12 protein-coding genes are annotated in these 13,968 nt (G+C 38.3%); 11 read left to right on the forward strand and 1 reads right to left on the reverse strand.

Features of this window, described 5'->3' with window-relative positions:
• The first annotated feature begins 81 nt into the window (after window positions 1-81).
• Window positions 82-600, forward strand: coding sequence for an HD domain-containing protein (locus tag COD92_RS20545; RefSeq protein ID WP_098529272.1), 519 nt, complete (start codon window positions 82-84; stop codon window positions 598-600).
• A 36-nt stretch (window positions 601-636) separates the two neighbouring features.
• Here COD92_RS20545 and COD92_RS20550 read toward each other — a convergent pair whose 3' ends face one another.
• A complete protein-coding gene (locus tag COD92_RS20550; RefSeq protein WP_098529270.1) occupies window positions 637-1,113 on the reverse strand; it encodes a hypothetical protein in 477 nt (158 codons plus the stop codon).
• A gap of 209 nt (window positions 1,114-1,322) precedes the next feature.
• On the opposite strand from COD92_RS20550, the gene COD92_RS20555 reads away from it, so the two are divergent.
• From COD92_RS20555 to COD92_RS20595, 10 genes are all read left to right on the forward strand, one after another.
• Window positions 1,323-4,736, forward strand: a complete 3,414-nt coding sequence (locus tag COD92_RS20555) for a hypothetical protein (protein WP_098529268.1) — start codon at window positions 1,323-1,325, stop codon at window positions 4,734-4,736.
• 203 nt (window positions 4,737-4,939) lie between these two features.
• Window positions 4,940-6,100, forward strand: coding sequence for a cation:proton antiporter (locus tag COD92_RS20560; protein WP_098529455.1), 1,161 nt, complete (start codon window positions 4,940-4,942; stop codon window positions 6,098-6,100).
• A 95-nt stretch (window positions 6,101-6,195) separates the two neighbouring features.
• Window positions 6,196-6,324, forward strand: a complete 129-nt coding sequence (locus COD92_RS32945) for a hypothetical protein (RefSeq protein WP_255286609.1) — start codon at window positions 6,196-6,198, stop codon at window positions 6,322-6,324.
• Window positions 6,325-6,589: 265 nt separating this feature from the next.
• Window positions 6,590-7,588 carry an ABC transporter substrate-binding protein gene (locus COD92_RS20565; RefSeq protein WP_098529266.1) on the forward strand — a complete coding sequence of 333 codons (999 nt, stop codon included), beginning with the start codon at window positions 6,590-6,592 and terminating at the stop codon, window positions 7,586-7,588.
• Between the two features lie 125 nt (window positions 7,589-7,713).
• Window positions 7,714-8,745: an ABC transporter permease gene (locus COD92_RS20570; protein ID WP_098529264.1), complete on the forward strand. Its 1,032-nt coding sequence runs from the start codon at window positions 7,714-7,716 to the stop codon at window positions 8,743-8,745.
• Window positions 8,720-9,514, forward strand: a complete 795-nt coding sequence (locus tag COD92_RS20575) for an ABC transporter ATP-binding protein (protein WP_098529262.1) — start codon at window positions 8,720-8,722, stop codon at window positions 9,512-9,514. The genes COD92_RS20570 and COD92_RS20575 overlap by 26 nt, the downstream gene beginning before the upstream one ends.
• Window positions 9,515-9,762: 248 nt before the next feature.
• Window positions 9,763-10,878 carry a 4-hydroxyphenylpyruvate dioxygenase gene (gene hppD, locus COD92_RS20580; RefSeq protein WP_098529260.1) on the forward strand — a complete coding sequence of 372 codons (1,116 nt, stop codon included), beginning with the start codon at window positions 9,763-9,765 and terminating at the stop codon, window positions 10,876-10,878.
• Window positions 10,879-10,982: 104 nt separating this feature from the next.
• Window positions 10,983-11,900, forward strand: a complete 918-nt coding sequence (locus COD92_RS20585; RefSeq protein WP_098529258.1) for a fumarylacetoacetate hydrolase family protein — start codon at window positions 10,983-10,985, stop codon at window positions 11,898-11,900.
• 15 nt (window positions 11,901-11,915) lie between these two features.
• Complete coding sequence (locus tag COD92_RS20590) at window positions 11,916-13,070, forward strand: homogentisate 1,2-dioxygenase (RefSeq protein ID WP_098529256.1); 1,155 nt, start codon at window positions 11,916-11,918, stop codon at window positions 13,068-13,070.
• Window positions 13,071-13,178: 108 nt separating this feature from the next.
• The gene (locus COD92_RS20595) at window positions 13,179-13,793 is read left to right on the forward strand and encodes an NUDIX hydrolase (RefSeq protein WP_098529254.1); all 615 of its coding nucleotides are present in this window, start codon (window positions 13,179-13,181) and stop codon (window positions 13,791-13,793) included.
• The last annotated feature ends 175 nt before the right edge of the window (window positions 13,794-13,968 follow it).

The raw sequence follows: 13,968 nt of genomic DNA on the forward strand, positions 1-13,968 counted from the left end.
GCAAAATAAAGGATTAGCCAATTTGGACAGGTTAGCATATAATAAGTGAAATACATTTACGAACAGTCAGGAGTGGATCGCATGAGAGACGTAACTTTATTGGATATATTTGAACACCGCATTGCCCAAAAGTATTTAAACCGCTCAGGACTTGCCCATGCGATTGCGGTGGCATACCATGCTTTTCATTTGAGTAAAGAACATCAGCTTGATGTTGATATTGCTGCTAAAGCAGGGCTTCTCCATGATATGGGGCACTATACTTGGTATAAGAACGGAAAATGGGATTATGACCTATATAAACAAAATGATATTCATCCAATAAAAGGCGCCGAACGGGCGCATAAGCTATTGATCCGCCTTGGGGAAAACCCAATTAAGGCCAAGACGATTGCGCTTGCGATTCTATTTCATACCGACTCATTTTTGCCTTCAAATGATATTGTAAGGACACCACTACAGCAAGTTGTAAAATGGGCGGATGAAAAAGATGAAGAAGAAGGTGGAATGCATCATTATCGGACGATTGATTATGAACGTGCAAAAAAAAGTATTATTCGTTTAGACAAGTGGATTGACGAAGAATATAATCATCAATAGAAAAAGGCTGTGCTTTCATTAGCACAGCCTTTTTGCTTATCCCTGTTTAAAGCCTTCTTCTTGCATGAAAGCTATAGCTTCTTCGTATGTATCAAAGCTTTCTTCAAGGTTTAGGCCAAAGTAGATATTCCATACTTCATTTTCATAAAGCAAAATGAGAACGTTACCCTCTCCGTCGACCCAGCGCTCTTCCTGTAATTCTCCAATAATGGCTTCCTCATTGGTTGACTTTTCTAGGGGCGATAAGGCCGCAATGGACTCAGTTAAGATACTCCGAAGCTGCTCAGCTGAAAAATCTCGGATATTGACCATTCCCTTTTCATCTGTTTCATAATGATCCAGGTGACCGGCATAAACAAAGCCATTTCCATTCGGATGCAGATGATAAACTATATTTTTTTTATCAGAAATACTTTCTGGAAGCTGAAAATTAACACGTTTTAGAGAAACATCTTTCCTCTCTAATTCTGGGTAAGATTCAATAATGGCTAGTTTTTCATTAAATGTCAGCATATAAAACTCCTTCTTTTTAACAAATATTCTCTTATCATACAGATATTTTCCCCAAACGTAAACTCGAATATAGTTGAAAAAAGAAAAAGGATTGAAATTTAAATGAAATGGTGTAAAATTACACTAAAGGAGTAATGTTGTAAATAATCCCATAAATTACATAAATCACATAAAACACCTGAATGGAATGAAATAAGGAGGGAGTTTAAATGGAACCCAATAAAATGGAAGAGAGAAGAAGAACCTTTAGGTATGAGTTATATAAGTTGAAAGAAGAAGGGTATCTTTCAGATGCAATGGTTGAGACAGTGGCGAAGGCACATCACCAATACCATCTCGATTTACTAAAAGAAGAAGATGTGCACGCGGTTGAACATGAGTCATTACAATCAAAGTCAATACCTGCTGCCACTCCGAAACCTGCCAAATTCAGAAAAACACTTTCACCCGAAGAGGCTCGGGAGAGAAACATAACCTGGTCTTTAAATATAGGTGTTATTTTTCTATTAATCGGCGGTTTATTTGTAGCAACAAGTAATTGGGAATCTATGACAAGCTTAATGAAAAGCTGTTCAATTGCTTTTGTTTCATTGTTATTTTATGCGATCGCTCTTATTGCCAATAGAATACTTCATATTGATAAAACGGCTTTTGCCTTCACAGTGTTAGGGAGCTTATTCTTACCGATTTTTATTCTCTCCTTAGGCTGGTTTGGGCTTTTAGGCTCGTATTTATCGATTGACGGTGGAGGACGTTATCTGCTTGGATTGCTCGGAAGTCTACTATCACTTGTGGTGTATATACGGTTTGCGAGAAAATTAGGTTCGCGATTATTTGTCTGGTTCTCGTTTGTTTGTTTTTCTATAGGAGCTGCTTTTTTACTGGCGGCCCTTCATTTGAAGATTGATCTTTTCTATCTAGGAATGGTGCTATATAACGCAGTCCTTATCCTTGTTTTCAAACGGGTGAAGAAGATTAGCGGACTACAACTATTTACTAAAGAATTTATACCATTTATCCAAGTGAATTTGATTTTATCTACACTATTTATGCTATACCTTTTTGATAGTGAGGTCTTGTACAGCTTTAACCTCCTGTTAACTGCTGTGATTTATTTATCGATGATGTATGTTACTGGCAGGAAGGAATATCACTTTATTTTTACTGTCATGCTGGTTTATGGTGCTTATCAGCTCGTTGAGAATAGTTTCCTTGAAAATGTAGGCGGGATTGTTTACGCATTAGTGGCCTTTGGGATTATCTTTGTTCCTAAAGCATTAGATAATAAATTCTCACTAGACAAAGCATTTCAGTATACCAGTGCTGTTATTTCAGGTTTTGCTTTTATATATATTAGTAGTGAAGGAATTTTGTTCCGTTCGGGACAACCGGCAATTGTGCTTCTGATTGCCTATTTTATTATGGCAGCAAATTTTATTTACCTTTCCCACCATAGTTCGCGATTTATTTTTCCTTATTTAAGTGCACTTTTACTGTCATCAGGCATCTATGAAGCTGTTTCTTTATTAACCAGTCCGATTGAAGAAATCAATTTCGCTCTTAAATTATTTTTTACAGGATTTATTCTCTTTAGTGTCTTGGGTATCTTTTATTTCTTTAAGTATATACAGCAGATACGAAATGCAGCAGTAGAGATAGGATTTTCCATTATGACAATTGCCATGATCCTTACGCTTGCTTTTCTTTATTGGTGGGAATTGGGTGTGATGCTCTTGCTTTTAGCTGTGGCCGCCTATTTACTTCATCAATACCAAGATAGAATTCTTCTAAAGGAAGCTGCCTTATGGATATTGCCTAGTGCACTAGGCCTTTCCATCGCCGCTTTTGGTGAGGAGTTTAATGTAAACTCCCTCATTTACTATTCTGAATATGGGTATGCGGTTAATTTCGCAGCCGGAGCTGTGCTTATTTTAGTTTCAAGCATTGTCTGGGGAAAGCTTTCTAAGCAAGATTTTGCAAAAAGCTCTCTGTTTATCGCCCAAGCCCTTTATACATTAGCCATAATCCATGCCATTGTTAGTCCTATCAATCACACCTGGGTCCAGCCTTTAGTTATGCTAGCGGGAATAGGAATGTATTCCTATTTTTATAAAAGGATTGGGACCAATTGGATACCTTATTTTATCAGTTTAACGACGCTTCTTTGCTATTTTTCCGTTATGCATGCTATTACAGAGAAGTTTGCATTTAATCATTTGACCAATTCATTAGTGTCATCTATGTGTGCGATCGTTCTGCTTGTGATCGCGGTTCTCTATCGAAAATCAAATCCTGACCTCGAGGCAGCATTTGCTTGGGTCGGACACCTCATTCTTCCTCTTGTCCTTGCGATTACTTGGTTTATCTATCAAGAAGATGCCGTCTTTAGCTTTATAATGGCCCTAGTTGGATATGCAGTTAGTGCCAAATTGGCTGTTAGGGAGTGGAAAAGAAGGGTTTTCCTTTACGGAAGTTTTACAGCATTATTTTTTGTTATTACAACAGGGATGGGGAGAATACATCTTGAGTCCGATGTAAGATTTGCATTCCCCATCAGCAGTTTACTAATGTTTGCATTTTTCTTATTTGCCAACGAGGAATTTAAAGAAAGAACAACTTTTTATTTAGTGCCATTTTCCATGATCGGGATAGCTTCCTTGCTAATGGTCTATCCATATGGTTTCATCCCATATCTAATCACCTGCCTGTATGTAATTGGAATCCTGATTTATTTGCATAATGCAAAATGGGACATTTTGGGCATTGTGCCTTTAGGTTTCGCTTTCTTGGCCAATGTTGAGTTCACATATGTAAGCGATTTGACGTCGCCTGAAAAAAAACTTGTATTTGCTGTCATTGGTATGGTGTTAATTTTATCTGGTAAAATCCTTTATAAGAAGCTAGTTGAGCCAAGAACAAAGTTATTGGAAATGAAAATAGACGGATATACAGTTACTGGTCTTATGTATTTTGTGTATATGTATTTTTTAGAGAATCAACAACTTTGGAGTCATGCATTGCCGGGAACTCTGATTGTACTAACTTTTTGGCTTCAACGGAAAAGAGTACCTGCTGAATATGCTGCTTTTATGACCATTGCGGCGGGCGGTTATTCGTTACAGCCTTATTATGCAATTATTAGTACGATCCATATCCCGTCACTTTGGCTGCGTGAGGTATACGTTCTTCCCTATATCCTGTTGACCATTTTCATCCGGAAATGTTTAAAGGGGAAATATGAAAAAGTAGTGAAGGCTCTTCAATGGATGGTATTATTGTTTGTAGCGCTGATTTTAATCCAAGATGCATTGTCAAGCCATACCATTTATGATGCAATTATTTTAGGTTCACTTTCCTTGTTATCAATGGTGGCAGGAATGTATATTCAAATAAAATCGTACTTTTTTGTAGGTGCAGGTGTATTACTGTTAAATGTTTTTCTGCAAACGAGACCATATTGGGGCAACATGCCTTGGTGGGTATACTTGCTGATAGCGGGGATAATCTTAATCACAATCGCAAGCTTTAATGAATGGAATAAACAAAAGGTTCAAAAGGGAGAGTCCACTTTTATTACCTTCCTGAAAGTTAACATTATTGATAATATACGAAAGTGGAACTAATACAATGCTCATTTACATTGTTGTTTTTCACTATAAAATATGTTATAATGTAACTAATTAAATATTACGTTATTGGAGGAGCCTGTCACCAAGGGATAATTATGTCCTTTGGTTGACGGGCTTTTTTGATTTTTACTAAAAAAGAGTCTGTAGAGTTTAAAGCACAGACTCTTTTTATTTTTTTGAAAGGAAAGGTGAATCAGATGGATTTCATTTTCGAGTTAGCGATTATTTTATTAGCTTCTAAAATAGCTGGGGATATTAGTGTTAAGTTAGGACAGCCGTCCGTTTTAGGAAAGCTTCTTGTAGGAATTCTTTTAGGGCCGGCTGTTTTAGGGCTTGTTTCGAACACGAGTACATTGGAAGAACTTAGCCAGATTGGTGTCATTTTGTTAATGTTTATAGCGGGTTTAGAAACCGATATTGATGGATTTAAACGCTCATGGAAAGCCTCAACCCTCGTAGGGTTAAGTGGAATCATTGTTCCGTTCTTTATCGGGTTTATAGCTGGAGTCATTATGAATATGTCCACCATTGAGGCTTCCTTTCTAGGCTTATTGCTTTCCGCTACTAGTGTAAGCATTTCTGTTCAGGCACTTAAAGAATTAAATAAAATGCAATCAAAAGAAGGGACAGCAATCTTAGGTGCAGCTGTTATCGATGATGTAGTAGTCATTATCGCTCTGGCCTTTTTAATGAGCGTGGCAGGTGGTGATGTTAATTTAAGTATCATCATATTGAAAAAGGTTCTCTTTTCCGCAGGAGCGATCTTGGCAGCTTGGAAGTTAGTACCGTGGATTTTAACGAAATTTGCACCATTAAAGGTAACAGAATCCGTTATTTCCGGTGGATTAATCATCTGTTTTTTGTTTGCTTATATGGCAGAATTAACCGGTGTTGCTGCGATTATTGGGGCCTACATTGCCGGCTTAGCCATAAATATCACCAAATTTAAACATGAAATTTTAAAAAAGGCAGAAACAATTAGTTACTCCCTTTTCGTACCTGTATTCTTTACTTCGATTGGAGTAAAAGCAAGCTTTGAGGGTATTTCACAACATCTTAGTACGATCATCGGGCTTACCATTCTAGCAATCCTAACAAAGTTAATAGGAGCTGCAGCAGGTGCAAAACTGGCCAAATTTTCATGGAGCAGTTCACTTGGAATTGGTGCGGCAATGGTTTCAAGGGGAGAAGTAGCCTTAATTATAGCTGCAATTGGTCTAGAGAGTCATTTAATCAGCCAAGAGCTTTTCGCCATTTTAGTTATTGTTGTTCTTGTAACTACTTTAGTTACACCACCGATGATGAAATACTTTTTTAAAAAAAGTCAGAGTCAAAAAGATATAAAAATAACAGCTTAATTAAAATTTTTGAAAAACGACCCCCATGTTCTCTTTTGGCAGCTCGAATAGTTTAGTAGAGTAATTAACTATTAAAAGTTCTATGGAGGTTAGAGATGGGAATCAAATTAATCGATATCGACAAACTACTAGAAGCCACTTCAGATCTAACATCTGAGAAAAACAATAATAAAGTGAAAAAAGTGGAGATTGACCAACTTCTTGAAAATACTCGTAATTGGTAAGCAAAATGACGACATTAAATAATAATACACCATGAAATGCCTTCTACTAAATAGAGGGCATTTTTCTTTTTATAGTATAAATAACCCTCCACAATGAAAGCGGTTTTACCTAGTAATATTAATAACTTGAAGTTTCGAGCTTTAAAGCGAAAAAATATTTTTGGTTTTTCTATTGCTTTTATCGAAAAAAGATACTAGAATAATAATAATTTTTAATATATAAAAAATTATTAGAAAATTGCAAGGAAATTGGGGGAGCATGTTCATGAAAAGAAAGGTAAAGGCAGTCTCGATTGCATTAGCAGGAATGTTGCTGTTAGCTGGATGCGGAAGCAAGGAGTCTTCAGGAAGTTCGGAAAAATCAGGATCAGAAAAAGAATTTAATGTAGGTATTACTCAATTCGCACCACATCCGTCATTAGATGCTGCAACAGAAGGATTCAAGCAGGCGTTGAAGGACAAAGGGTTAAAGGTAAATTTTGATGAACAAAATGCTCAGGCGGATATGAATAATACACAAACCATTGCGAATAATTTTGTCGGCGATAAAGTGGATTTGATATTTGCAAATGCTACACCGAGTGCAACGGCCGCTTTAAATGCTACAAAGGATATTCCAATTGTTTTTACATCTGTGACGGATCCTGTCGGAGCAGGTCTAGTTAAATCGTTTGATAAACCAGGTATTAATATTACTGGGACCACTGATAATCATCCTGATGCAACAAAGAAAACGATTAGCTTTATTACGGATGAAGTAAAAGCTAAAAATGTTGGCGTGATTTATAATTCAGGTGAGCAGAATTCAGAGGTCCAAGTTAAAGCTGTGAAAAAACTTGTTGAAGAAAAAGGTGCTAAACTTGTTGATGTTTCAGTAGCAAATACTTCAGAAGTAAAGCAGGCTGCTGAGTCTTTAGCGGGTCGTGTTGATGCAATATATATTCCTACCGATAATACAGTTGTTACAGCTCTTGATGCTGTTATTGCCGTTGCCAATAGTAAGAAAATCCCTCTTTTTGTTGGAGAGCTGGATTCAATGAAGAAAGGTGCAGTAGCGGCTAGTGGATTCAGTTATTACGACCTTGGTTACCAATCCGGAGTAATGGCTGCAGATATTTTATCAGGTAAGAAAAAACCTTCGGAAATCCCAGTTGAGCTTCCAAAAAGCTTAAAACTAGTCATTAATAAGAAAGCGGCTGAAGCCCAAGGCTTAAAAGTGAAGGATGAATGGAGTAAACTTGGCGAATTTTATGATGGAAAATAATCTTAAGTAATGATCTTTTTCAAGGAGGTAACCTATGCCTCAAGGTTACCTCCTTGACTCGTACATAAGAGTAAACAATGGCTCTAATATATTGGGCCCAAACACTCAAAGAAAGGATGATCTCTATGTTTACAGCCATATTTGGATCTTTTGAAGCAGGTATCATCTATGCGATTATGGCGCTGGGCGTCTACCTTTCCTTTCGTATTTTAGATTTTCCAGATTTAACGGTGGATGGGAGTTTTGTTACAGGTGCCGCGATCTCAGCGGTATTAATAGCAAATGGAGTAAACCCTTTTTTGGCTACAATTACGGCATTAATCGCCGGATTTGCTGCTGGCTGTATGACTGGCCTTCTTCATACGTTTGGAAAAATTAATAATTTACTTTCCGGTATTTTAATGATGATCGCGTTATATTCTATTAATTTACGAATTATGGGGCGAGCAAATATACCTTTATTAAATACTGATACTGCTTTTACAAAAATTGGTGACCTTTTTGAAAAATGGGGAATTGATTCATTCTTCAATCAAATTCTAACCAAAGTTGGACTTGGCGATAGCCTTCCAGAAACATGGGGAATTTTGATATTTATGATTATCGTGACATTTGTAATCAAATTCCTAACAGATTTATTCTTACAAACTGAAATTGGTCTTGCTATCAGAGCTACCGGCGATAATAAGAGAATGATCCGCAGTCTTTCAGCAAATACCAATATTCTAGTTGTTCTAGGTCTTGGCCTATCCAATGCCTTAGTTGCTTTCTCAGGGGCACTTATTGCTCAACAAGGCGGGTTTGCCGATGTTGGTATGGGAATTGGAATGATCGTTATTGGTTTAGCTTCTGTTATTATTGGTGAGGCACTTTTTGGTACCAAAACAATGGCAAGAACGACACTGGCTGTTATAGGCGGATCTATTATCTATCGAATTGTCGTAACTCTAGCATTACGAGCGGAGTTTATGAGCCCTGGAGATATGAAATTAATTACTGCCATCATTGTCATTATTGCTCTAACGGCACCAAAAATCATTGATGCTTCAAAAGAGAAAAAGCGTAAGGCTCGAAGGAAAGCGGAAAGAATGAATCTAATTCAGGCCTCTGCACAAGGAAAGGGGGACAATCATGCTGCACTTAAATCAGATTCATAAGATTTTTAATGAGGGAACCCCGGATGAGAAAGTGGCGATTGATCATGTCAACCTCTCCCTTAAAGCAGGGGATTTTGTAACAGTTATTGGAAGTAACGGTGCAGGTAAATCCACGTTAATGAACATCATTTCGGGGGTTTTAATTCCAGATGTGGGTGATGTTCATATAGGAGGAAAGAATGTTACGAGCATGTCAGAGTACAACCGTTCAACGATGATTGGACGTGTGTTTCAGGATCCGATGGCAGGTACGGCTCCTAGTATGACAATTGAAGAGAATCTTGCAATGGCCTATTCACGGAATAAAACGAGAACACTTCGAAAAGGAGTAACGAAAAAGAGACGAGACTATTTCCGGGAGGTTCTTGAATCCCTTCATCTAGGCTTAGAAAACCGCCTTAGTGCAAAGGTTGGGTTACTTTCTGGCGGGGAACGGCAAGCACTTTCCTTGTTAATGGCAACATTCACTGAGCCTTCTATCCTCCTGCTCGATGAACATACAGCCGCACTTGACCCCTCTCGTGCAGAGCTTATTACCAACTTAACAAAGGATATTGTTGCTAAATATAATCTGACAACCTTAATGGTTACCCATAATATGCAGCAAGCAATTGACCTAGGGAATCGGTTAATCATGATGGATAAGGGTCAAATCATATTAGAAGTGAATGAAGAGGATAAGGACAAGCTGACAATTGAAGGATTATTAAGTGAATTTAAACGAATTCGCGGTACGCAAATGGCAAGTGATCGAGCCATACTGGCGTAATGTAAAAACTTTTTTACATTTTTAGACATTGTGGCATTTTCTAATATTATTTCCAATTTTTAAAAAGTGAAAACATACCGAATAAGGTGTGTTTTTTCTTTTTTCTGGGAAATATGATTTCGTCAAATTATGATTCTTTATCACCTAAAAGCGTTATTGCTTTATCTCCTGTTCTTGAGTGGACAAAAACCTATCACTTAAAATGAATACTGAATATTCCTGATTTAAGATGAGATGGGGGTCATTTGATGAAAGAAAAGAGAATAAGAGCAGACAAGTTGGCTAATGACTTTTTTCCGGTCCGTGATGTTGATTATATTGAAATCTATACAGGTAATGCTAAGCAAGCTTGTCACTTCTTTTGTACTGCCTATGGTTTTCAGCCAGTTGCCTATTCAGGTCTTGAAACTGGCAATCGTGAAACCGCTTCCTATTGTTTGAAACAACGTAATATTCGGATTGTACTGACGGGTTCCTATACTAAGGATAGTGAAGTTGCCCAATTTGTTAAAAGACATGGAGACGGCGTCAAGGATGTTGCCCTGCTGGTGGATGATGTAGACAAAGCTTTTGCAGAAGCTGTAAAAAGAGGTGCGATTGCTCATACTGCTCCATATGAAATGAAGGATGCAAATGGAGTGGTAAAAAAGGCCGTTCTCGGTACATATGGAGACACTATCCATACGTTAATTGAGCGGAAAAATTATCAAGGAGCGTTTTTACCTGGTTATGAACCATTATCGGCGGAGCTGCCGGTTGAAGATGCGGGGTTAATTGGTATCGATCATGTGGTCGGAAATGTCGAGCGGATGGAGGAATGGGTGGAATATTATTCAAAAGTGATGGGCTTTATTGAAATGAAACATTTCTCTGACAAAGATATTACCACGGAATACTCGGCTCTTATGTCTAAAGTCATGCATAATGGCGGTCGAATAAAATTCCCGATTAATGAACCTGCCGAGGGAAAACGAAAATCACAAATTCAAGAATTCCTGGAGTTCTACAATGGTCCCGGGGTTCAGCATTTGGCCATTTTAACAGAAGATATTGTTTCGACAGTCACCACTTTGAAAAAGAATGGGGTGGAGTTTCTCAAAACACCGGACACTTACTATGAGTCATTAGCAGAGCGGATTGGGAAAATAGACGAAGAGATTGAGAAGCTTCGTGAACTTAATATTTTAGTGGACAGGGATGATGAGGGGTACTTACTACAGATTTTCACTAAGCCAATTGTGGACCGGCCGACATTATTTATCGAAGTCATCCAGCGTAAAGGAGCCCGTGGCTTTGGCGAAGGAAACTTTAAAGCACTTTTTGAATCGATTGAACGTGAACAGGAAAGACGCGGAAACTTATAAATAATAGATCAATAGGTAAAGGTTTAAATGGGGGTCTAAATCGATCGGTCAAGGGAGAGCAGCTTCTCCCTTTCAATAAAAAAAACCTTAGATAGGTGAGATATGTGAAGTTTATAACCTTTGAAAAAAGCGATGGAAGGATTAGCGCAGGATGGTTAATAGATGATGAACATGCAGTAGATATGTGTGAAGCTTCAGGTCACCGGTTTCCTAATAATCTATTAGATTTTCTCAACAATAGTGAAGAATACTTGAAACAGGCAAAAGGCTGCTCCCTGCTCCCAGGTCAGGAGGGTGTTTATCCATTAAAGGAGCTTCGTTTAAGAGCACCGCTGCCTAACCCAAGAAGTTTTCGTGATTTTTATGCTTTTGAACAGCATGTAAAGTCGGCACGGGAAAAACGTGGGCTTTCAGTAGTTCCTGAGTGGTATAAGATACCTGTTTTTTATTTTTCCAATCATCTTGCAATAAGCGGGACAGGAGACAAAATTCCGAGACCTGCAAATTGTTGTTGGCTGGATTATGAACTGGAAATTGCCTGTATTATTGGAAAGGAAGGCAGGGATATTCCAGCCGATCAAGCAGATGAATATATTTTTGGGTATTGTATTTTAAATGATTGGAGCGCGAGGGACCTTCAGAGAGAAGAAATGAAGGTTGGATTAGGGCCGGCTAAGGGGAAGGATTTCTCCACCTCAATTGGGCCTTGGATTGTTACGAAAGATGAACTAGAACCTCTTAAAGAACATGGTGGTTTTAATCTCACTATGAAGGCTCGTGTAAATGGGATTTTGCTTTCTGAGGGGAACCTGAAGGATATCTACTATACCTTTGGTGAAATGATTTCAAGAGCCTCACAGGGGGTCACCCTTTATCCAGGTGAAATCATTGGTTCAGGAACAGTTGGAACCGGCTGTATCCTCGAGCTTGGTTCTGAAGTACACCGCTGGCTGGAACCGGGTGATTTGGTAGAACTTGAGATTGATGGGCTTGGTGTACTGAAGAATACAATCATCGACTAAAAAAGAGGTGAAATGATGTATTACCGTCAAATGGGCCAGATTCCTCATAAGCGTCATACGATGTTTAAAAAAGCGGATGGGAGTTTATTTCGAGAACAGGTAATGGGGACGTGCGGATTCTCAGGAACACAATCGATTTTGTATCATCACCATATGCCGACTGAAATAGTTAAGTCGGAACTAGTTGGCGGTTATTTGCCGGAATATGAGGAGCAGCAGTCTTTAAAACACCGTCACTTTATGACTAGTAAAGCGCATCTAGAGGGAGATGCGCTTAAAGCAAGGAATTATTTAATGGGAAATCAAGATCTCCTTATCGGAACGGCCAAGGTGACAGAGAAGATGTCATGTTTCTACCGAAATGGGGATGGAGATGAACTATTATACATTCATTACGGATCCGGAAAGCTCGAGACCATGTTCGGTACCATTTCCTATCGTGAAGGTGATTATTTAATAATTCCGATTGGAACCATTTATCGGGTCATACCTAACAAACAGGAAACCACTCAATTATTGTTTATTGAATCCTTCAGTCAGATTACAACACCCAGGCGTTATCGAAATGAATATGGCCAGCTCTTAGAGCATAGTCCTTTTTGTGAGCGCGATATTCGCGGACCTGAGAACTTGGTGACATTTGAGCAAAAAGGGGAATTTGAAATTTTTACGAAATCAAGAGGAGTCATCTCCTCACATATACTTGGTCATCATCCATTTGATGTGGTGGGCTGGGATGGATACTTATATCCCTGGGCATTTAATATTGAAGATTTTGAGCCCATTACAGGAAGGGTACATCAGCCGCCGCCGGTTCATCAAACGTTTGAAGGTAATCATTTTGTGGTTTGTTCATTTGTTCCGAGACTATTTGATTATCATCCCGAAGCCATACCAGCCCCTTATTATCACAGTAATGTCAATAGCGATGAACTGCTCTATTATGTAAAAGGAAACTTTATGAGCCGTAAGGGGGTCCAGGAGGGTTCGATTACACTCCATCCTGGGGGGATTCCTCATGGCCCTCACCCTGGAAAAGTAGAAGCTAGCATTGGTAAAAGAGAGACATTGGAACTTGCTGTTATGATTGATACCTTTCACCCTTTAAAAATGGTTAAGTATGCTCAAGAAATAGAGGACCCAGGCTATATGTATTCCTGGTATAAATAATGAGAGGGGCAATCCATCGAAATTCGCTGGGTTGTTTTTTTTCATTAGAAGAAAGTGGTATTGTAGTATTAAGCATTCTTTGTAATACATATAGAGTGAGGTGAAATTATGGATTTAGCTTCCGTTTTATTTAAATTAAATAGTCATACGCCCAAGATATTGGGCAGTGAAAGATTTTCAAAATATGCTGTCCTGCTTCCATTATTGCAAAAAGAGGACGGAATTCATGTGTTATTTGAGGTTCGGTCACTAGAATTGAGGCGTCAGCCGGGAGAAATTTGTTTTCCGGGAGGCAGAATAGATGCACAAGATATAGATGAGCGAGATGCAGCCATCCGTGAGACAGTAGAGGAGTTAGGGATAAATAAACAAGATATTACCGATGTATTTCCATTGGATTATATGATTTCACCCTTTGGGATGATTCTCTATCCTTATGTAGGTTATATTAATAACCCGGAAAAAATTCAGCCAAGCCCAGCTGAGGTTGGGGAAATATTTACGGTACCATTATCGTTCTTGATCCATAATGAGCCGGAAATCTATCGTGTCTCTCTGAAAGCGGAGCCGGAAGAAAATTTTCCGTTTGAGTTAATACCCGGTGGTGAAAAATATAACTGGCGGGCTAGAGGGATGGACGAATATTTTTATCGCTATGGCGGTAAAACAATTTGGGGACTAACGGCAAGAATTCTAGCCCATTTCATAGAACTGATTAGCTAAATCAGCAGAATAGGTTTAATAAGGAAAATAAGTAATAAAACAGTGATTTTACTTGTGTATAAGCTTACCTCTTCATTTTTTTCTCGATTGTCTTTTTCACAAGGACAATTGTTTGTGATGAGCGGAAAAAACACTTGATTATTTTTTAAATTGTAATAAAATTAAAATTATATTT

The sequence above is a fragment of the Bacillus sp. AFS037270 genome, from assembly GCF_002585305.1.